This is a genomic window from Streptomyces sp. NPDC048696 (assembly GCF_043198895.1).
In the GTDB taxonomy this organism is placed as follows: domain Bacteria; phylum Actinomycetota; class Actinomycetes; order Streptomycetales; family Streptomycetaceae; genus Streptomyces.
Genome location: NZ_JBICVJ010000025.1, coordinates 49,868 through 69,453, shown reverse-complemented (window position 1 = coordinate 69,453; position 19,586 = coordinate 49,868). Strand labels below are relative to the sequence as shown.

Genomic DNA, 19,586 nt, shown 5'->3' with positions numbered 1-19,586 from the left:
AGGTACGGACGCTTCCTTTGTTCCCGTTTCCGGGCCCTCCGGGCGCTTCCTTCGTTTCCGACTCTATCAGACCGTTTCCGTTCCGATTTCCTCGGCGCTTTCCAGGTTCTTCGCTCTCGCGTTTTCCCTTTCCGGCGGTTCCGACTCTATCAGAATCATTTCGGCCGAGCGAATCGGCTTCTTGATTCGAATCAAATCGGGAGTGGCCCTTCGGAAATTCAATTTCCGGTGAGAGCGAGAGAGATGTTAGCCAGTGCGCTTGAGCTTGTCCAGCTCCGCGCAACCGTTTGAATCTACCTCCCCACTCCGACCGTGTCAACGGTTTTTGTGGGCGAAGAGGACAGTACCAGGTCAGAGGGGTCGTACGCACATCACGCGGCGGTGGGCAGCGCGGCGCTTCGGCCCGGCGTCTCGACGTCGCCCGTCTCGCCCGCGCGTGCGGCCCGGCCGCCGAGTACGTAGACGTACGCAAGGAATGCCGCCTCGGCGGCGATGCCGGTCGTGATGCGGGCCCAGGTCGGGAGGCTCGACGGGGTGACGAAGGCTTCGATGACGCCGGAGACGAACAGAACCAGGGCGAGGCCGATGGCCATGCCCAGGGCGGCACGGCCCTCCTCGGCGAGGGCTGCTCGGCGGCTCCGGGGGCCCGGATCGATGACGGTCCACCCAAGGCGTAGCCCTGTACCGGCCGCTACGAAGACGGCGGTCAGTTCCAGGAGGCCGTGCGGGAGGACCAGGCCCAGAAACGTGTCCAGGCGGCCGGCCGACGACATGAGGCCGATGCCCACGCCGAGATTCAGCATGTTCGAGAAGAGGACCCAGAGGACGGGAAGACCCAGGAAGGCGCCCAGGACCAGGCACATCGCTGTGGCCTGCGCGTTGTTCGTCCAGACCTGGGCGGCGAAGGAGGCCGCGGGGTGGCTTGAGTAGTACGTCTCGTACTCACCGCCAGGGCGTGTCATGTCCCGGAGCGTTCCCGGGGCGGCGATGGAGGACTGCACCTCGGGGTGGGTGCCGATCCACCAGCCGATGATCGCGGCGAGAGCTGTCGAGACGAGAGCCGCCGGGATCCACCATCTACGCGCGCGATAGACGGCGGCAGGGAAACCGGCCGCCAAGAAGACGGCGGCATCGCGCCAGGTGGCGCGGCGTGTGCCCGTGACGGTGGCGCGGGCGCGCGCGACGAGCTGGGTGAGTCGGGCTGTGAGCTGCGGGTCCGGGGCCGAGGACTGTATCTGCGACAAGTGCTTCGAGGTGCGCTGATAGAGGGCGACGAGTTCGTCGGCCTCTGCGCCGGTCAGACGGCGGCCGCGGCGCAGGAGGTGTTCCAGTCGGTCCCACTCGCGGTGGTGGGCGGTGACGAAGACATCGAGGTCCATGGTCGGCTGCTGCTCCAGGCACTGGGTGCGTACGGTCCGTACTACTACTGCGGCGCGCTGCGGGTCAGCTTGGCAGACTGATGCTTCCGAGGGACCGGGAAGGTCGTCGCTCGGGACACGTGCGGTGAAGGGTGGATGCCGGTGAGTGCGCTGGTCACGGGGGATGCGGTCGTGTTGGGGCTGCGCCCCGCGCGGTTGCCCAGTCGCGCGCTCGCGCTGGTGATCGACATGGCCGTGGCGTGGACGGCCTACCTGGTGGTCTCGTTCGCCCTGCTGCTGGCGACCGCGTCGCTGGACGATGCCGCGCGCGCGGCGATATCCGTCGGCCTGTTCGTCCTCGTACTGGTGGGAGCCCCTATAGCGGTCGAGACCCTGTCGCGCGGGCGGTCGCTGGGGAAGGTGGCGTGCGGGCTGCGCGTGGTGCGGGACGACGGCGGGCCGATCCGGTTCCGACACGCACTGGTGCGCGGTGCGATGGGGGTCGTGGAGATCCTGCTGACGCTCGGAGTCGTCGCCTGTATCGCGTCGCTCGTGTCGGAGCGGGGGCGCCGGCTCGGGGACGTGTTCGCGGGGACGCTGGTCGTACGGGAGAGGGTGCCCGCCGGACGGGCCTCGGCCCTGCCGCCTCCCCCGCCCTGGCTGATGGGACGTTTCGCCGGGCTCGATCTGTCCGGGGTGCCGGACTCGCTGTGGTTGGCCGTGCGGCAGTACCTGACGCGCATGGGGCAGCTGGACACCCAGGTGAGCTGGACGATAGCGGTCCGGCTGGCCGACGACTTGGTGGCGCGTACAGGAGTGCCGGCGCCGGAAGGGGTGCCTCCGGCCGCCTATCTGGCGGCTGTGATGAGCGAGCGGCAGACGCGGGACGCGCGGCGCGCGTTCGGGGCGGTGCCGGCGAACGGTGTCGGCGGGACCGACGCGGATGGTGGTTGGGGCAGCCCTGGGTCTGGTTGGGGCGCGCACGGGGTGGCTCAAGGGGCCACCCACGAGGCTTTCGTCGACCGTGGCGCACCTGCCGGAGTCGGAGCCCCTGGGTGGGCCGCGCCGAATGCGGCTGCGGCTCCCGGGAGTCAGGGCGTGCCACCTGCCGTGCCACCCGCCGTGGCCACGCCCGCGATGCCGGAGGTGGGGCAGGCGCGGGGGGCTCGTCCGGGGCCGGTTCCCGGGTCGGGGTCAGGTCCGGAGCCGGCCTCTGCGCCTGGGCCGAAGCCCGCGCCGGAGCCGGGGTCTGGCGAAGCGCCCGTCACCGGATTCGTACCGCCTGCCTAGGACGGCCAGGACGACGGCGGGGTTTCGAGGGATTCGAGCTCGATTCCCGGCGCCGCCAGGACGACGTCGCCGGAGATGTGGATGGTGTGCTGCTCCCCTGTGTCCAGGGCGCTGACCTGGTATTCGTCCACGGTCAGGGGGCCGTTGTCAGTGGGGTGCGCTTCACTGTTCAGCAAGGCCCAGGACTGGTCGAGGGTGCGGGGGGCCAGGACCGGGTCGGTGAAGGCGACGAGGCGGACGCGAGTCGCGGGGGAACCGGGGGTGAGGCGGAGCAGACGTGACGTGGCGATGAGGAATGCCGGGGACATGCCGGTGAAGGCGTGGGCGGGGACATTGCCTTCGGTGGCGTGAGCGCCGGTGGGGTCGGTGCGGACCCAGGTGACGCCGTCGAGGGCGGCACCCCGTACCTGCCAGCCGCCGGCGTGGAGTTCGAGACGGATCGGGCGGCCGAGGTCGTCGAGGGCGAGGTCGACGGAGCCCGCGGGCTCGCCGGAAGGAGTGGTGATCTGGGAGACGTAGCGCCAGCCGGAGGGGCCGGGTGCGCAGTGGAAGTGTTCTTCGCCGAGGGGGGTGTGGTCGTGCGGATCGTGGAGCGAATACCGGCCGCGGGGCATGGGGTCTCGTGGTCCTCGGGGGTGTAGGGGTGGACCGTTGTCCGTAGCGGGGAACGGAGTGGGCCACAAGTCAGGCCCCCGGCACGGGGGTCCGGGGGCCTGACTTGTACCACTGCTCTGGTGCCCTGGGGCAGTGCGGCCGGGGCTGGTCGACGTGGACGGCTCGGCCGACGGTGACGGCTTGTCACCAGGTCACGGTCGGCGCGCCCAGGGCGGCCGTACCGAAGTGGCCGCGTCCGAGCGCGTGGACCCGACCTGTACCGAACTGGCCGGGCCCAAGTGCCCGTACCGGTACAGCCACCGAGGTGGCCTGACCGACCCGGGTCGGCAGCCCAAGCCGAGCAGCCGAAGCGGCCGGGCCCGGCGGGCCCATCGGGCCCTCACCGAGGGTTCGAGAGGCTCCGCCGGGGGCGTGGCTCAGTAGCGGTAGTGGTCCGACTTGAACGGGCCGTCGACGTCGACGCCGATGTACGCGGCCTGCTCGGGGCGGAGCGTCGTGAGCTTCACGCCGAGCGCGTCCAGGTGGAGGCGGGCGACCTTCTCGTCGAGGTGCTTGGGCAGCACGTAGACGTCGGTCGGGTACTCCTCGGGCTTGGTGAACAGCTCGATCTGGGCCAGGGTCTGGTCCGCGAACGAGTTGGACATCACGAACGACGGGTGGCCGGTCGCGTTGCCCAGGTTCAGCAGGCGGCCCTCGGAGAGGACGATGAGGACCTTGCCGTCGGGGAACGTCCAGGTGTGGACCTGCGGCTTGACCTCGTCCTTGACGATGCCGGGGATCTGCGCGAGGCCGGCCATGTCGATCTCGTTGTCGAAGTGACCGATGTTGCCGACGATCGCCTGGTGCTTCATCTTGGCCATGTCCGCGGCCATGATGATGTCCTTGTTGCCCGTCGTGGTGACGAAGATGTCGGCCTTGTCGATCACCTCGTCGAGTGTGGTGACCTGGTAGCCGTCCATCGCCGCCTGCAGGGCGCAGATCGGGTCGATCTCGGTGACGATGACCCGGGCACCCTGGCCGCGCAGGGACTCCGCGCAGCCCTTGCCGACGTCGCCGTAGCCGCAGACGACGGCGGTCTTGCCACCGATGAGGACGTCGGTGGCGCGGTTGATGCCGTCGATCAGGGAGTGGCGGCAGCCGTACTTGTTGTCGAACTTCGACTTGGTGACCGCGTCGTTGACGTTGATCGCCGGGAACAGGAGGGTGCCGTCGCGGTGCATCTCGTACAGACGGTGGACACCGGTGGTGGTCTCTTCGGTGACGCCGCGGATCTCGGACGCCAGCTGGGTCCACTTCTGCGGGTTCTCGGAGAGGGTGCGGTTCAGCAGGGTGAGGATGTAGGCGTACTCCTCGCTGTCCGCGGTGGACGGGTCCGGGGCCGCGCCGGCCTTCTCGAACTCGACACCCTTGTGGACCAGGAGCGTGGCGTCACCGCCGTCGTCCAGGATCATGTTCGGGCCGCCGGTCGGGGAGTTCGGCCAGGTGAGGGCCTGCTCCGTGCACCACCAGTACTCTTCGAGCGTCTCGCCCTTCCAGGCGAAGACCGGGACGCCCTGGGGGTTCTCGGGGGTGCCGTTCGGGCCGACCGCGATGGCGGCGGCGGCGTGGTCCTGGGTGGAGAAGATGTTGCAGGAGGCCCAGCGGACCTCGGCGCCGAGGGCGACGAGGGTCTCGATCAGGACGGCGGTCTGCACCGTCATGTGCAGGGAGCCGGTGACCCGGGCGCCGGCGAGCGGCTGGGTGGCGGCGTACTCCTTGCGGATCGACATCAGGCCGGGCATCTCGTGCTCGGCGAGGGTGATCTCCTTGCGCCCGAAGGCGGCGAGGGAGAGGTCGGCGACCTTGAAGTCCTGGCCGGCGGCGACAGTCGTCATAGCGAGCTGCTCCTCGTGGGTGGGTCGAGAGGTGGGTACGGAAGGTCTGCGGGCGTACCTGGACATACGGAGTGCCACGTCGGCACCAGCGGGTACCTGACGCGGACACCGGAATGCCCCGGTGGACACTCCGGCGTTCACCCGAGTGTCCGCGGGCACCCTGGGGTGCCCGTTGTGCTCGCAGCGCAGTCCGTCGGAGGCCCTCTCTCCCTCGGCCGGCGCACATGGCATACCGACCGACCGCCATCAGCAGCGACGTCTGGCTCTGGTCACGAATCTACACCGATCGGCCCAGCCGCCCCCAGCCCGTCCCGGGCGACGGATTGCGGAATTTTGCGGTCGAGCGGCTCAGTGGCCCGTGCCGCCGGGCGTCGCCGCCGGGTCCGGGCCCGCGGCCGCTTCCGCCGCGCTGTAGATGTCCGGCTCCAGGTAGATGACCCGGGCGATCGGGACGGCCTCGCGGATCCGGGCCTCCGCCGCGTTGATGGCGTGGGCGACTTCCGCCGCGGTGTCGTCGTGCTGGACCGCGATCTTGGCGGCGATCAGCAGTTCCTCCGGGCCCAGGTGGAGCGTCCGCATGTGGATGACGGAGGTGACCGTGTCGCCGTCGACGATCGCCGTGCGGATCTTCTCGACCTCTTCCGTGCCGGCCGCCTCGCCGAGCAGGAGGGACTTCGTCTCGACCGCCAGGATGAGGGCGATCAGGATCAGCAGCGTGCCGATGCAGAGCGTGCCGACGCCGTCCCAGACGCCGTCGTCCGTGGCCAGCGCAAGGCCCACGCCCGCGAGGGCGAGCACCAGACCGATCAGCGCGCCCATGTCCTCCAGCAGGACCACCGGGAGCTCGGGCGCCTTCGCCCGGCGGATGAACTGCGACCAGGAGAGCTGACCGCGCGTCTGGTTGGACTCCTTGATCGCCGTACGGAACGAGAAGCCCTCGGCGACGATCGCGAAGACCAGGACGCCGACCGGCCAGTACCAGGCGTCGATCTGGTGGGGGTGCCTGACCTTCTCGTACCCCTCGTAGATGGCGAACATGCCGCCCACCGAGAACAGGACGATCGAGACCAGGAAGGCGTAGATGTAGCGCTCCCGGCCGTAACCGAAGGGGTGTTGAGGCGTTGCCTCACGCTGCGCCTTCTTGCCGCCGAGCAGCAGCAGACCCTGGTTTCCCGAGTCGGCCAGCGAGTGCACGCTCTCCGCGAGCATCGACGAGGAGCCACTGAAGAGGAACGCCACGAACTTGGCTACCGCGATCGCGAGGTTGGCGCCGAGCGCCGCCACGATCGCCTTGGTTCCGCCTGACGCACTCATGGGTGCACGTGTTCCCTTCGTCGGTTTCGCGGCTGCCCGGGTGCCGCCATACGGCGGCACATTGTTGCATCAGGCCACGACAGTGGCGCGAAATACCGTGCCCGCACCGGACAGTTCGGCCTTTTCGCCCGCCGGAACGAAGGCCGAACCGCCGGGAGTCAGGCGTACGTCGCCGATCCGCACCGCGCCCGCGGTGCAGAGCACGATCTGCGCAGTGGACGCCGTCAGGTCCGTCGGGGCCGCTCCCTGCGCGCGTACGAGACGGGACAACCGGAACTCGTCGATCGGGGTTTCGTACACCTCCTCGCCAATGACCGACGCCTCGGGGCGCAGCACGCCCGGGTCGGCCGCCTCGAAGCGGACGACGCGCAGCAGTTCGGGGACGTCCACGTGCTTCGGGGTCAGGCCGCAGCGCAGCACGTTGTCCGAATTGGCCATGATCTCCACGCCCATGCCGCTCAGATACGCGTGCGGGACGCCGGCGCCGAGGAACAGTGCCTCGCCGGGCTGGAGCCGTACGTAGTTCAGGAGCATCGCCGCGATGACGCCCGGGTCGCCCGGGAAATGGTGGGCGAGCGAGACGTAGGCGCCGTACGTGTCACCGCCCAGGCGCGCGCAGGCGGCCGCCGCCTCGGTCACCGTCGCGGCCATTTCCTGCGGGTCCGCGGTCAGTACCGCTGTCAGGACCTCGCGCAGCGCCGCGTCCTCGGGATGGGCGCGCAGGAGGTCCACAAACGGCTTGAGCGAGTCCACATCGAGCGCGGCGAGAAGGTCCGCGGATTCCTGCGGAGCGCGGAACCCGCACAACCCCTCGAACGTTGTCAGAGCACAGATCAGCTCGGGCTTGTGGTTGGCGTCCTTGTAGTTGCGGTGCGGGGCGTCGAGCGGAACGCCCGCGCTCTCCTCGGCGGCATAACCCCGCTGTGCCTGGCCGAGGTTGGGGTGGACCTGAAGGGAAAGGGGGGCGCCTGCCGCCAGCACTTTGAGAAGGAAGGGAAGACGGGGGCCGAACTTGGCAACGGCCGCGTCGCCGAGCTCCGCCGCCGGATCGGTCGCGATCACGTCGGAGAGCGGGACCTCGCCCGCGCCCCGGTCGACGCGGGACGGTGCGCCCGGGTGCGCGCCCATCCACATCTCTGCCTGGGGCTCGCCGGTGGGAGCGGCGCCGAGGAGTTCCGGGATGAGGGTGGTGGAGCCCCAGGCGTAGGGGCGCACGGTGTTGGCGAGGCGGTCCATGGTTCGCGTGGTCTCTTTCACGTGATCGCTTGTGATCGCTTACGGATTCCGGTGTGCGGTCGGCTGAAGCCGTCTGACGCCGTCCGCCGCGGACCCCCTGCACGGCTTCCGGCGTCGGCTCGGGACGACTTCGGACGTCGGCGTGCACTGCTTCGGGGCCGGGCTACGTCGGGGGCGGTGTCGACGCCAGCGCCAGGTAGGCGGTCGCGAAGTCCGTGACGGCCAGGAGCTCCGCCAGGCACTCCAGCTCGGTGCCCTCCTCGGGTTCCAGTTCGCTGATCTGCGCCTCGTGGCTCAGGGCGAGCTCGCGCGCGGCCGGGGCGGCGGAGAGACCGCCTGCCGGGCGGTCCCGCAGGAGTACGACACGGGCGTGCAGCGCCGCGGGTTCCTCCACGCGGTCGCGGAAGAAGTCGTCCGGGTCGGCGCCTGCGGCGAGTGACCCCGCGAGCAGGATGCCGTGCGAGGCCAGCGTCTCGGGCAGCTCACCGGCCAGCGCGGGACGGCCCGCGAGCTCGGCCAGTACGGTCGCGAAGCGGCGGCCCGCCGGGACGGCGGCGTCGCCCTCCGTCCAGATGAGGGGGAGCGAGTCGGCGAGCTCCGTCGCGAGGGTCTTCGCCGGGTTGCTGTACGTGGCGATGGCCGGGCCGCAGCGCTCCGCCGTGCGGTCCAGGCGCTCGGCGATCTTCTCCAGCGTCTCCGGCGGTGCGGAGATCAGTCCGAGCCGGTCCAGCAGCGCCAGGATCGGGGTGAACAGGGCCCACAGCGCGCTGGGGGCGGCGGCCGGGGTGGTGCCGTCCTCGTACAGCTCGTGCGGGGCGGTGGCCAGCGATACGACGAGGCCGTGCACACCGTCGACGGCCTCGGCGAGCGGGGAGCCCTTCGGGGCGACGGCCACGACCGTGCAGCCCCGGCGGTAGGCCTGCTCGGCCAGGACCGCCAGGCCCGGCTCGCTGCCGTCCGTCGTGGTGATGAGAAGGAGGTCGACCGAGCCTGCCCAGCCCGGCAGGTTCCAGCGCAACGCGCCCGCGGCGGCGGCCACGCCGGCCGAGGCGAGGTGGGTGACGGGGGCGGAGGCGCCCGCGAGCGCCGTCACCAGGTCCGCCACGCCCGCGGCGGCGGTGCCGGGGCCCGCGACGAGTACGGCTCGGGGGCGGCCCTCCGGCTGGAGCTCCGTGATGCCCGCCTCCACGGCGTACCGGGCGGCGGTGCGGACGCGGGCGCCGGCCTCGGCGGCGCCGCGCAGCAGGCCGCGGTGGTCGGCGCGGGCCAGGGCTTCCGGCGCGTCGAGGAGCGACTCATCGAGCATGTTCGGCGGCCTCCGGGGTGGGATCGGGGTTCCGGGTCACTCGGTTCTGGGCTGGGCGCTGCGCCGGGCAGAGTCCGTGCGGGCCGTGCGAGCGGCCCGGGCCGGGGTCAGGCCGGGCGGCGGGCCTCGTCCACGAGGAGCACGGGGATGCCGTCGCGGACCGGGTACGCCAGGCCGCAGTCCGCGCCGGTGCAGACCAGCTCGGGCGTCTCCTCGGCCGTCGCGTCCTTCAGCGGCGCGTGGCAGGCGGGGCAGGCGAGGATGTCGAGGAGGCCGGCTTCGAGCGGCATGGGGGTCCTTCCGGGACGGCTTCGTACACGTGGACGCGTGCGCGGACGCGTCCGTGGATCAGGCCTCGTCAGCCTACCGCCGGGGGGACGCCCGGGCCCCCCGGGTGGCGTCATCGGCCGGGGCGGGGCGGCTTCGCGCGGACGTCCCCGCGACGGCGCCCGGGACCGGGCACGCGCGCGTGGGCGCCCTTCGGTGTCGACCCGTCGCCTTGACGGCGTCGGGGCCGGGCACGCGCGCGTAGCCGCCCGGGCGTCGGGGCCGGGCCCCGACGCGGCGAGGTGCGGTTCTAGCCCCGTACCAGCGCGAGAACCTCGTCGCGCAGTTTCGCCATGGTGGGCTCGTCACGGGCTTCCACGTTCAGGCGAAGGAGGGGTTCCGTGTTGGAGGGGCGCAGGTTGAACCACCAGTCGGCGGTCGTGACCGTCAGGCCGTCCATGTCGTCCATGGTGACGCCCTGCCTGGCGGCGAAGGCCTCGCGCACCACCTGGGTGCGGGCGCGCTGGTCGCTGACGGTCGAGTTGATCTCGCCCGAGCCCGTGTAGCGGTCGTACGCGGCCACCAGGCGGGAGAGCGGGGCCTTCTGGGTGCCCAGGGCCGCCAGGACGTGGAGGGCCGCCAGCATGCCCGTATCGGCGTTCCAGAAGTCCTTGAAGTAGTAGTGGGCGGAGTGCTCGCCGCCGAAGATCGCGCCCGTGTCCGCCATCTCCTGCTTGATGAAGGAGTGGCCGACCCGGGTGCGGACGGGGGTGCCGCCGTTCTCGCGGACCACCTCCGGGACCGACCACGAGGTGATCAGGTTGTGGATGACCGTGCCGCCGGGGTGCTTGGCCAGTTCGCGGGCCGCCACCAGGGCGGTGACGGCGGACGGGGAGACCCCTTCGCCGCGCTCGTCCACGAAGAAGCAGCGGTCCGCGTCGCCGTCGAAGGCGATGCCCAGGTCGGCGCCCTCGGCGCGCACGCGCTCCTGGAGGTCAACGATGTTGGCCGGATCGAGGGGGTTGGCCTCGTGGTTCGGGAAGGTGCCGTCCAGCTCGAAGTACATCGGGACCACGGTCAGCGGCAGGCCGTCGAAGACCGTCGGGACCGTGTGGCCGCCCATGCCGTTGCCCGCGTCCACCACGACCTTCAGCGGGCGGATGGCGGTCAGGTCGACCAGGGACTTGAGGTGGGCCGCGTAGTCGGCGAGCGTGTCGCGCTCGCTCAGCGTGCCGGTCCGCTCGGCCGCTTCCGGCGCGCCCGAGTCCGACCAGGTCTCGACGAGGGTACGGATATCGGCCAGGCCCGTGTCCTGGCCGACCGGGGCCGCGCCCGCCCGGCAGAGCTTGATGCCGTTGTACTGGGCGGGGTTGTGGGACGCGGTGAACATCGCGCCCGGCAGGTTCAGCTTCCCGGACGCGTAGTACAGCTGGTCCGTGGAGCACAGGCCGATCAGGGTGACGTCGGCGCCCCGGCGGGCCGCACCGCGCGCGAAGGCGGCGGACAGGCCGGGCGACGACGGCCGCATGTCGTGGCCGATCACGATCGCGTCCGCGCCGACCACCTGCACGAAGGCCGCACCGAACAGCTCCGCGAGGGACTCGTCCCACTGATCCGGCACCACTCCGCGGACGTCGTACGCCTTCACGATCTGCGACAGATCAGCAGCCACGGTCCAACCCTTCTGAAGTCATCCGGGGAGACATGCGGCCCCCTGGACCGAGGCTACCGGCTGGGACTGTCGGGGTTGCGACCCCTGTGGAGGACGGCTCGGGAACCTGTGGAAAACGTGGGGGTGCGCATGGGGGCGGGTCATCCGGAGCGCCGGTCGGGCACGGGATCAGGGCCATCCGCAGGTCCAGGCCGCACGGGGTCAGGTCATCCGTAGGTCCAGGCCGCACGGGATCAGGGCGGGTGTCGACGGGCGGGCCGTGGACCGCCGTCAGTGCCTCGCAACCACCCCGCGAGCACCCCTACGCAAGGCTCACGCCCCGCGCGAGGCTCAGGGTTCCGGCGAGCGCAGGACCCGGAGGTGGGCCCGGCGGGTGACTTCCATCGGGTCGGCGGACCGGGCGCCGCCCGCCTCGGCGGCGCGTTCGTGCGGGCGGGCCGCCTCGCGTACCGCGTTGGCAAGCGCTTCCAGGTCGTCGCCGCTGGGGCGGCCCGGGGCGGAGGAGTCGGTCAGGCGGACGACCTCCCAGCCGCGGGGCGCGGTGAGGCGTTCGCTGTGCTCGGCGCACAGGTCGTAGCAGTGGGGCTCGGCGTAGGTGGCGAGCGGGCCGAGGACTGCGGTCGAGTCCGCGTAGACGTACGTCAGTGTCGCGACGGCAGGGCGGCCGCACGCGGTGCGCGAACAGCGACGTACAGGGCTCACGACGTTGGACGGTACCGCACTCTTGAGCGGGCCGCGACGACTCTCCACCGGGTCACTCCACCGTGTCGCGGTGTGAGCTCGGGCACAACGGCTCCTGGAGCAACTGGGCTGACCTGCACGGGAAGAGAGCGACACGGTGTGTGACGGGCCCGATTACGTTCCGCACTTGAGAATCTTCCGGTCAAACGGCGTGAAATCCGCTGTCTTGTATGGGCCGGTAATCGCTCTCAAGCCGGAGCGAAATGGTCATCTCACGACATGGCCTTCCACGGCCCGCCGCCGCGATCCCGGGGCGCCCCGGAGGGCTACGCTGCGTCAGTGATGGACAGTTCCCGTTCCGACATCGGCTCCGGCCCCGACTCCGTACCGGCGGACCCGCGACCGCGCCGCCGAGACCGCCACGGCCGCGGGATGCGCGGACCCGTGGCGCCGCCCCAGGTACCGCTCTCGGCGAGCCGGGCGGAGACCTTCCGCGACCTCGTGCGGGACTCGGTGGAGCGGCTGGAGCGGCGCTGGCCGCAACTCGCCGACGTCGACTTCCTCGTCTCCGACGTGCCGCTCCCCGAGAGCGACGACGACAGTTGGAGCGACGAGGCCGTGCCGCTGGGGCGGGCGCTGCCCGCCGCGAAGGGGTCGCCCGCGCGGATCATCGTCTACCGGCGGCCGGTCGAGATCCGCACCAAGAGCCGTGACGAGCGGGCCCTGCTCGTCCACGAGGTCGTGGTCGAGCAGGTCGCCGAACTCCTCGGCCTGGCACCGGAATCGGTCGATCCGCGCTACGGACAGGACTGACCCGCTCGCGGACGACTAACCCGTTCACCGTACGACCGACCCGTTCACGGACGGGACGGGCCTGTTCGCGGACGGGCGGCCCGGGCGGGGCAGGCCGCCGCGCCCGGTCGCCCGGTCCGTTCAGTCGCCCAGTACCGACAAGTCCTGCTTCGCCGCCGGGACCGCGACCGTTCCCTTGTCGTCCGGGAGCGTCTGCACGGTGAACATCGGGATGCCGTCCTGCGGCAGCGCCAGCGTGCGGGACGCGTAGACCGGGCCGCTGCCCGGCTGGGTCTCGACGGTCAGCGCGTACGAGCCCTTGAGCCCGGCCGGGACCGGCGGCTCCACCGCGAGCGTCGTGCCGGCCTTGACGGTGTACGTCTTGGTCTGCGGCTCGCCGCCCTCGGTACCGGGCGAGGCGGTGACCTTGACCGTGGCGGCGGCGGTCGGCGCGGTGAGCGCGAGCGTCGAGCCCTTGGCCCGGTTGTCGGCCGCCGTGGACCGGTCGCCGACCGGCGCGGTGGCCGGAATGTATGCGGTCTCCTGCTTGTCACCCGTTCCGCGCACTACGCGCAGCGCCGCCACGATGGGCGTTTTTCCGCCATCCGAAGTCGGGGTGAGAAACAGGGAACCCGCCTCGCCCCGTGTGACGTTCTTCAGATCAAAGGACGCCGTCATCCCCGATTTCACATGGACGGTGTCCAGACCCGCCGGGGTGAAGCTGCCGGACCCGCCCGCCAGCCGCACCTTGAGATCGGCGTCGTCCGTGCCCTTGGCGTGCACCACCAGGCGCACGTCGGTGGCGTCGGCCGGGATGCCCGGCAGGACCTGGCTCGCGGCCGGGTCCGCCGACGCGGGCAGCCAGTCCGCGCCGGCCTTCGCGTCGGAGGCCTGGATCACCGCGCCGACCCGGCCCGAGCGGGTCGTGACATGCACGGTCAGGTCATCGGCCGCGGCCGTGGTCAACGTTGACAACAGAACAGGGACGCTGGATTTGGCGGGGACCGTGATCCCCTCCCCCGCCTCCGACTTGACCGGGCCGTCCTTGCCGAACAGCTCGATGTCGACGACGGCCGCGCTGTCATCGGGGTTGGTGAGGTGGACGTAGTCCAGGCGGGTCTTGGCGGTGGACGCGCCGGGGAACCAGAAGTCGGTGTCCGGTTCGGTGCAGCGGGTGCCGAGCACCGCGCGCGTGTCGCCCCCCGACACCACCGTGGTCTGCTGCGCGGCCCAGCCGGGCGCGAGCAGGCCGTCGGCGGAGCCGGTGAGCGCGGGTGCGTCGGAGCCGCTGGCCGTGGCGGACGCGGGCTTCCCGGGCTCCTTGAGGGTGACGACCGCCTTGTTGGGGTCGGGCTTCTCCGAAGGCTTGTCCTTCTTGCCCTTCTTGTCGCCCTTCCCGCTCTTGCCGTCGCCCTTGTCGCCCTTGTCGGTGGGCTTGGCCGTCGTGTCGTCGGTGAGCGGCGTGACGGCGGGCTTCAGGACGGCCGTGCCGGGCGGGGCCGCCTTGCCGCCGCTGCCTTCACCGCTGCCCTTGGGGGTGTACGCGGTGTACGTCGTCTCGGCGAGCTCGGAGAGGCTGGGCGCCGGGCACAGCAGGCTGGAGCGCTCCACGGGCAGCCGGGCCGGGCCCTTGGCGTCGGCCTTCCCCGAGTCGCCGCCGGGCGCCGTGACGGCCGCGAAGCCGGTGACAGCGGCGAGGGCCACCGCGGCCGCGACCAGGGAGAGAGTGCTGCGGTTCACTGGGTGCTCCCGTCGGGGCGGTGCGGCTGCTCGGTGTCGTGACCCCGGTCCTGGCCGGGGATACGCCCGGCCTCGCCCTGCGCCGGGTCGGGGTGCTCGCCGCCGTAGCCATAGCCGTAGGGGTCGTACGCCGCGTCCTGCTGCGGGTACTGCTGCTGTTGGTACGGGTCGTACTGCTGGTACTGGTGCTGCTGGTACGGGTCGTACTGCTGCTGTGGGTACTCGGCGCCCGGGTAGGCCGACGAGTCCCACTCGCCGTACGGCTGCTGCTGGGGGACCTCGGGGGCGTACTGGGGCGCGGCGTACGGGTCGGGCCCGGGGGCCGTCTGCGGTGCCTCGGCGGGCGGGGGCGGGAAGTCGCCGTCGCCCGTACCGATGGGGCCGCCCATGCCGGCGGACCCGCCCGTGTCGGCGGGGGCGTCGTACTGGTCGGCGTCGGCCGCGTCGGCCTCGGCCTGGGCGCGCAGGCGGCGGGCGCGGCGGCCCTCGCCCTCCATGGCCGGGGGCAGTACGGGCTGCTCCTCCTCGGGCAGGTCGTCGTCGATCTGGCGGCGGCGGCCCGGCAGGGCGAGCACGACGAGCACCAGGGCGAGCAGCGACTGCGCCCAGATCCACGCGGTGTGGGTGAAAGGAGCGGAGTAGGTGATGTCCAACCGGCCGCCTTCGGCGGGGAGTTGGAAGCCCTGGGCCCAGCCGTCGACGGTGGTCTTCTTCAGGACCTTGCCGTCGAGGCTCGCCGTCCAGCCGGGGGCGGCCCGGTCGGCGATCCGCAGGACGCGGCCGTCCGCGCCGGATGGGATCTTGGTGTGGACGTCGACCGGGTCGGCGGCGACGGCCACCGGCTCGGCGGCGCCCGCCTGGGCCGATCCGGCGGAGCCGGTGGGGGCGGCGGGCGGCATGATCACCGCACGGGCGACCTGCCGGTCGACGCGCCACAGCGCGCTGCCGTCGAGCTGGCTGAGGCGGCTGAGGCCGGGGGTGATGTCGAGGACGCGGCCGAACTCACGGGGAGCGCCGTCGCGTACCAGGACGTAGCGCACGGCGAAGCCGCTGAGCTGGGACGACTGGTCGGCGCCGGAGCCCGCCACCAGGTTGGCGACGACCTTGTCCAGGCGCGGGTCGCTGCCGCCGGAGGCGGCGAGTTCGGCGTCGCCGAGGCGGCCGCCGGAGCCGCGCACCAGGGTGTAGGAGACCTTGGCGGGCGAGGTCCCGCCGAGGACGAGGGTGCGGGCCTGGTCGCGGGTGCCGCTCTCCTCCGCGACGAACGCGGGCACCTGCACCGGGTCGCGGCGCTCCAGCGGGCCGTCGGCGCCGCTCACCATCCAGCCGACGGCGGCGATCAGCGGTGCGGCCAGGGCGGCCAGGGCGATCAGTGCGGCGACCGGCTGGCGCCAGCCGAAGCCGTGGGCGGCGACGCGCTCCTTGGCGCCCTCCGCGCCGAGTACGGCGGCGGCGATCAGCGCGAGGCCGTAGACGAGGGTGGCGGGGCCGGCCCAGCCGTTGTTGTTGGACAGGGCGGCGAACAGGAAGCCGGTCAGGGCGACCGCCCAGGCGGTGCGGACCGCGAACTCGCGCTCCCCGCGCAGCAGCGCCGCGAGCGCGGCCAGCACGAAGCCGATGAGCAGCAGCCCGCCGACCGTCTTGGGGCCGCCGGGGCTGGCGCCGAGCAGGTCGAGCCCGGAGGCCGCGCCCTTGCCGTACTCCAGACCGGCCTCGCGGAAGAAGCCGGACGGGCCGGTGAGCAGCGTCAGCGACCAGGGGGCGAGGACGAGGAGCGGGGTGCCGACGGCGGCCAGGAAGCGCAGTCCGTACGCGGTGATGTCGTCGCGGCGCGGCGCGAGGACCACCAGGCCCAGGAGCACGGCGACCGGCCAGACGACCGGGGTGAACGCCATGGCGGCGGTGAGCAGCAGCGCGTACGTCCAGGTCGCGCGCCAGGAGCCGCGGCCCTCGCCGCGCAGGCCCGCGGCCGTGACGCCCGCGCGGGCGATCAGCGGCAGCAGGACGGCGAGGACGGCGGTGCCCAGGCGTCCGGTGGCGAGCGCTCCGGTGGCGGCGGGCAGGAAGGCGTAGGCGACCGCGGCCCAGGCGCGCAGCAGCCGGGACTCGACGAGCGGGCGGGAGGCGAAGTACGCGGTGAGCCCGGCCAGCGGGACCGAGCAGACCAGCAGCAAGGTCAGCGCCAGGCCGGTCGAGCCGAAGCAGAGGGCGGCGAACGCGGCGAGCACCGCGAGATAGGGCGGCGCGGTCTGGGTGCCGCCGGTGCCGACGGGGTGCCAGGCGTTCGCGTAACGGCCCCAGAGGTCGCCGACGCCGGAGGGCGCGGGCAGCAGCGCGCCGCCGGTCAGCGCGTTGCCGCCGAGCAGTTGGCGGCAGGCGACCAGCGAGATCAGCAGGAGCAGCGCGAACAGGACGGGCGCGGGCCTGCGGGCGATCTTCTTCAGCCGCGCGAACTGCTCGATCTCCAGGAAGTCCGCGTCGTCGCCGCCGGGACCGGACTCGACGGCGCCGTGCCGGGAGCCGCCGGTGTCCTCGGTGCCCGCGCCGAGGCTGGAGGCGACCTGTTCGACGGTGGCGCGCACGGTGGCGCCCGGCGGCGGGAAGAGCGGCCGCAGCTCGCTCGCCTCCACCGCGCTCTTGCCGCGCCTGCGCCGCCCGGCGAGGATCCGCTCGGGCCGCAGCAGGGTCGCGGACAGGCCCATGATCTCGTCGACGGCCTGGCCGGGCGCCTTGCCCACCAGATAGGCGAGGGTGCGCAGCAGGGTGCCGACGACGATCCGCAGGAGGACGTACGGGAGCGCGGCGGGGCGGGAGTTGACGAGCATCGTGTAGACGGCGCCCGCCTTGTCGACCCGGTGCGGGTCGACGGCGGAGCGGCCCGCGCAGTCGACGGTGCGGCGCTCGCGGGCGGACGCCTCGGCGTGCCGTACGACGGCTTCGGGGGCGACGAGGACGGAGTGCCCGGCGGCGTGCGCGCGCCAGCACAGGTCGACGTCGTCGCGCATCAGCGGCAGCCGCCGGTCGAAGCCGCCCAGCTGCTCCCACACATCGCGGCGGATCAGCATGCCGGCGGAGGAGACGGACAGCACCGGGCGGACCTGGTCGTGCTGGCCCTGGTCCTGCTCGCGCCGGTCCAGGCCCGTCCAGCGGCGGCCGCTGCGGGCGATGGAGACGCCGACTTCGAGCAGCTGCTTGCGGTCGTACCAGCCGCGCAGTTTGGGGCCGACGACCGCGGCGTACGCGTCGGAGTCGGCGACGCGCAGCAGTTCGGCGAGCGCGTCCGGCTCGGGGGCGCAGTCGTCGTGCAGCAGCCACAGCCACTGCACGGGCTCGCCGTGCGGCAGCTCGGGCAGGTCGTAGGTGTCGTCGCGCCAGCTGCGCGAGACGGGGTCCCAGCCGCTGGGGCGCTTCAGATACGGCAGTTCCTCCGGGCCGAGCACGCCCGCCGAGCGGACGGCCTCGTCGACCGCCGCGCCGAAGCCGGTGCGGCGGGCGAGGTGCAGGACGCGTTCGGCGCCCAGGGCCTCGGTGAGCAGGCGGGCGGAGTCGTCGGCGCTGCCGGTGTCGGCCGCGTACACGTTCTGTACGGGGCGTTCCTGGCCGAGCAGCCCGGCGAGGGCGTCGGGCAGCCAGCGGGCGCCGTCGTGCGAGACGAGCACGGCGGTGACGACGTGTCTGGGGAACTCGGGCGTCGCGGCCTCGGTGTACGGGGCCGTCGACTGGCTGTGCACGGACATCGAGGTACGGGCCCCTCCGGCCGGGGTCCGGGGGTTGAGCCCCGGAGGCTGCTGTGCTGACTGGCAGCGCCCCACACTAATGGTTGGGGAACACGGCAGTCCGCCGCCTGCTCGGGCCGGTGGGACCGGAGGGGGTCCGGAATCGGTCCAGAAGGGGTCCGGAGCAGGTTCGGAACAGGTCCGGAGCGGGCTCAATAGCCGGTTCGAACAGGTTCCGGACGGGTTCCGGCGGGGGCGGGGCCCCCGAAAAAACTAGACCGCCGCCTTCTTCAGGCGGCGGCGCTCGCGTTCGGACAGTCCGCCCCAGATACCGAAGCGTTCGTCGTTCGCGAGGGCGTATTCGAGGCACTCGGAGCGGACTTCGCAGGCGAGGCAGACCTTCTTGGCCTCCCTGGTGGAGCCGCCCTTCTCGGGGAAAAAGGACTCGGGGTCGGTCTGGGCGCACAACGCGCGCTCCTGCCAGCCGAGTTCTTCGTCCACATCGTCGACCAGCAGTTCTTGGAACACCTCGGTCATGTGCACCCCTCGTCTGTCTTTGCTTCCCCGTGATGCTGCCGTTACCGATTTCGGGCGAACGACACGAGTGAAATTACAAGTGCGCCGATCCGGGCCAGTCAAGCCGAGATCTGCTATTGGGCCCGGTATTCACTCTGCGGAACCAAGGCCATACGGAAAGTGTTCAAATCGGCAAAAACCATGACACATGCCATTGGCCCAATCGCACCTCGTCCATCCGCACTGAGGGACGAGCCAAATATCGATCTTGTTGCGTCCGAGCGGAGGAAGCGACTCGGATCACAGTCCGATCACAAGAACACAACGGCGTTTGTGCGCACTGTCGCAGCGCCACATCTCCGGCGGCGGTTGTGCACAAACCTTTCTCCGTACGCAGTAACCGGATGAGGTGAAACATTACGGCCAAATCGGGTATTGGGTTGACAGCCGGGCTCTTCTTGGTCACCTTTGATGCCATGCCAGCGACCACAGCGCCCTTCGCGACCCACGTCCGTGGGTTCCGCAGCGCTGTCCAGGCGCGCTGTTGCTGTTCCAGCTGTTGATGCCGTAGCGCTCCAGCCGCGCGCTCCGCGCGTTTCCCGTGTCTTCGCCCCGCCGGGCCCCCGCGATGCGCCATCGCGACACGCCTCCGCGACCCCCCGCACTGCTTCTCAAGTCTCTGCCGAGGAACCACCGCACCCATGAACAGCGACAGCGACCTTCAGATCGCCGGCGACATCCTTGAGGTACTGCACCTCCTCCAGCCCGCCCGCGAGCACCCGACGACCGTCGCCGACTTCGTCGGCCTGGCCCGCTCGATCGCGGCCGACCGCGCGCAGTGGGCCCCGCTCGTCCAGTACGACGCGACCAGTCGCTGGTACCACCGGCTGCGCACCGGGCCCGGCTACGAGATCTGGCTGCTGTCCTGGGTGCCCGGGCAGAGCAGCGGGCTGCACGACCACGGCCGCTCCTCGGGCGTACTGACCGTGCTGGCGGGCGAGTTGAGCGAACGCACCGAGCGCGGCACCCGCAGGCTCGCCCCGGGCGCGCAGCGCGTCTTCGCGCCGGGCTACGCCCACGACATGGTCAACGACTCCCTCGAACCGGCCGTCAGCCTGCACATCTACTACCCGGGCCTGACCGAGATGCCGATGCACGCGAGCCAGTCCACAGCCGCCGCCCAGGATGTCGTACCCGCCTGACACACTG

16 protein-coding genes are annotated in these 19,586 nt (G+C 71.9%); 4 read left to right on the top strand and 12 right to left on the bottom strand.

Going from position 1 to position 19,586, the window contains the following annotated elements:
- Positions 1-232 (top strand): hypothetical protein (locus ACGFRG_RS34010; protein ID WP_393270265.1); only part of this gene is annotated, 232 nt, incomplete at its 5' end.
- 139 nt (positions 233-371) lie between these two features.
- Here ACGFRG_RS34010 and ACGFRG_RS34005 read toward each other — a convergent pair.
- Positions 372-1,379: a stage II sporulation protein M gene (locus ACGFRG_RS34005; protein ID WP_393270263.1), complete on the bottom strand. Its 1,008-nt coding sequence runs from the start codon at positions 1,377-1,379 to the stop codon at positions 372-374.
- A 141-nt stretch (positions 1,380-1,520) separates the two neighbouring features.
- On the opposite strand from ACGFRG_RS34005, the gene ACGFRG_RS34000 reads away from it, so the two are divergent.
- On the top strand, positions 1,521-2,648 hold the full coding sequence (locus tag ACGFRG_RS34000; protein ID WP_393270260.1) for an RDD family protein: 1,128 nt from the start codon (positions 1,521-1,523) through the stop codon (positions 2,646-2,648).
- Here the strand turns inward: ACGFRG_RS34000 and ACGFRG_RS33995 are convergent.
- From ACGFRG_RS33995 to ACGFRG_RS33960, 8 genes are all read right to left on the bottom strand, one after another.
- Positions 2,645-3,262, bottom strand: a complete 618-nt coding sequence (locus tag ACGFRG_RS33995; protein WP_361433697.1) for a hypothetical protein — start codon at positions 3,260-3,262, stop codon at positions 2,645-2,647. The two genes, ACGFRG_RS34000 and ACGFRG_RS33995, sit on opposite strands and share 4 nt — an antisense overlap.
- Positions 3,263-3,679: 417 nt before the next feature.
- Complete coding sequence (gene ahcY / locus ACGFRG_RS33990; RefSeq protein ID WP_361433695.1) at positions 3,680-5,137, bottom strand: adenosylhomocysteinase; 1,458 nt, start codon at positions 5,135-5,137, stop codon at positions 3,680-3,682.
- Between the two features lie 348 nt (positions 5,138-5,485).
- A complete protein-coding gene (locus ACGFRG_RS33985; protein WP_393270257.1) occupies positions 5,486-6,451 on the bottom strand; it encodes a cation diffusion facilitator family transporter in 966 nt (321 codons plus the stop codon).
- 69 nt (positions 6,452-6,520) lie between these two features.
- Positions 6,521-7,687, bottom strand: a complete 1,167-nt coding sequence (manA, locus tag ACGFRG_RS33980; RefSeq protein ID WP_393270254.1) for a mannose-6-phosphate isomerase, class I — start codon at positions 7,685-7,687, stop codon at positions 6,521-6,523.
- A gap of 163 nt (positions 7,688-7,850) precedes the next feature.
- Entirely contained in the window at positions 7,851-8,993 is a 1,143-nt protein-coding gene (locus ACGFRG_RS33975) for an SIS domain-containing protein (RefSeq protein WP_361433691.1), read from the bottom strand.
- Between the two features lie 107 nt (positions 8,994-9,100).
- Positions 9,101-9,283 (bottom strand): Trm112 family protein, encoded by a 183-nt coding sequence (locus ACGFRG_RS33970; protein ID WP_067159781.1) that lies wholly within the window; start codon positions 9,281-9,283, stop codon positions 9,101-9,103.
- A 287-nt stretch (positions 9,284-9,570) separates the two neighbouring features.
- The gene (locus ACGFRG_RS33965; RefSeq protein ID WP_393270250.1) at positions 9,571-10,932 is read right to left on the bottom strand and encodes a phosphomannomutase/phosphoglucomutase; all 1,362 of its coding nucleotides are present in this window, start codon (positions 10,930-10,932) and stop codon (positions 9,571-9,573) included.
- Between the two features lie 330 nt (positions 10,933-11,262).
- Positions 11,263-11,682: a DUF3499 domain-containing protein gene (locus ACGFRG_RS33960; RefSeq protein ID WP_361433686.1), complete on the bottom strand. Its 420-nt coding sequence runs from the start codon at positions 11,680-11,682 to the stop codon at positions 11,263-11,265.
- A gap of 273 nt (positions 11,683-11,955) precedes the next feature.
- Between ACGFRG_RS33960 and ACGFRG_RS33955 the strand changes: the two genes are divergently transcribed.
- Positions 11,956-12,426: a metallopeptidase family protein gene (locus ACGFRG_RS33955; RefSeq protein WP_361433684.1), complete on the top strand. Its 471-nt coding sequence runs from the start codon at positions 11,956-11,958 to the stop codon at positions 12,424-12,426.
- A 120-nt stretch (positions 12,427-12,546) separates the two neighbouring features.
- Here ACGFRG_RS33955 and ACGFRG_RS33950 read toward each other — a convergent pair whose 3' ends face one another.
- The 3 genes from ACGFRG_RS33950 to ACGFRG_RS33940 form a co-directional block, all read right to left on the bottom strand.
- Positions 12,547-14,145, bottom strand: a complete 1,599-nt coding sequence (locus ACGFRG_RS33950) for a DUF5719 family protein (protein ID WP_393270248.1) — start codon at positions 14,143-14,145, stop codon at positions 12,547-12,549.
- Positions 14,142-17,882, bottom strand: coding sequence for a glycosyltransferase family 2 protein (locus ACGFRG_RS33945; protein ID WP_393270245.1), 3,741 nt, complete (start codon positions 17,880-17,882; stop codon positions 14,142-14,144). Before ACGFRG_RS33945 ends, ACGFRG_RS33950 begins: the two co-directional genes overlap by 4 nt.
- Positions 17,883-18,134: 252 nt before the next feature.
- Entirely contained in the window at positions 18,135-18,398 is a 264-nt protein-coding gene (locus ACGFRG_RS33940; RefSeq protein WP_067159810.1) for a WhiB family transcriptional regulator, read from the bottom strand.
- Between the two features lie 680 nt (positions 18,399-19,078).
- Here ACGFRG_RS33940 and ACGFRG_RS33935 point away from each other — a divergent pair.
- Positions 19,079-19,579: a cysteine dioxygenase family protein gene (locus ACGFRG_RS33935; RefSeq protein ID WP_361433675.1), complete on the top strand. Its 501-nt coding sequence runs from the start codon at positions 19,079-19,081 to the stop codon at positions 19,577-19,579.
- Positions 19,580-19,586: the final 7 nt, after the last annotated feature.

What these genes read in the sequence shown, in the direction of transcription:
- ACGFRG_RS34005 (WP_393270263.1), bottom strand. Translation starts at nt 1,379, where the DNA reads ATGGACCTCGATGTCTTCGTCACCGCCCACCACCGCGAGTGGGACCGA.
- ACGFRG_RS33995 (WP_361433697.1), bottom strand. Translation starts at nt 3,262, where the DNA reads ATGCCCCGCGGCCGGTATTCGCTCCACGATCCGCACGACCACACCCCC.
- ahcY (WP_361433695.1), bottom strand. Translation starts at nt 5,137, where the DNA reads ATGACGACTGTCGCCGCCGGCCAGGACTTCAAGGTCGCCGACCTCTCC.
- ACGFRG_RS33985 (WP_393270257.1), bottom strand. Translation starts at nt 6,451, where the DNA reads ATGAGTGCGTCAGGCGGAACCAAGGCGATCGTGGCGGCGCTCGGCGCC.
- manA (WP_393270254.1), bottom strand. Translation starts at nt 7,687, where the DNA reads ATGGACCGCCTCGCCAACACCGTGCGCCCCTACGCCTGGGGCTCCACC.
- ACGFRG_RS33975 (WP_361433691.1), bottom strand. Translation starts at nt 8,993, where the DNA reads ATGCTCGATGAGTCGCTCCTCGACGCGCCGGAAGCCCTGGCCCGCGCC.
- ACGFRG_RS33970 (WP_067159781.1), bottom strand. Translation starts at nt 9,283, where the DNA reads ATGCCGCTCGAAGCCGGCCTCCTCGACATCCTCGCCTGCCCCGCCTGC.
- ACGFRG_RS33955 (WP_361433684.1), top strand. Translation starts at nt 11,956, where the DNA reads ATGGACAGTTCCCGTTCCGACATCGGCTCCGGCCCCGACTCCGTACCG.
- ACGFRG_RS33945 (WP_393270245.1), bottom strand. Translation starts at nt 17,882, where the DNA reads ATGTCCGTGCACAGCCAGTCGACGGCCCCGTACACCGAGGCCGCGACG.
- ACGFRG_RS33940 (WP_067159810.1), bottom strand. Translation starts at nt 18,398, where the DNA reads ATGACCGAGGTGTTCCAAGAACTGCTGGTCGACGATGTGGACGAAGAA.
- ACGFRG_RS33935 (WP_361433675.1), top strand. Translation starts at nt 19,079, where the DNA reads ATGAACAGCGACAGCGACCTTCAGATCGCCGGCGACATCCTTGAGGTA.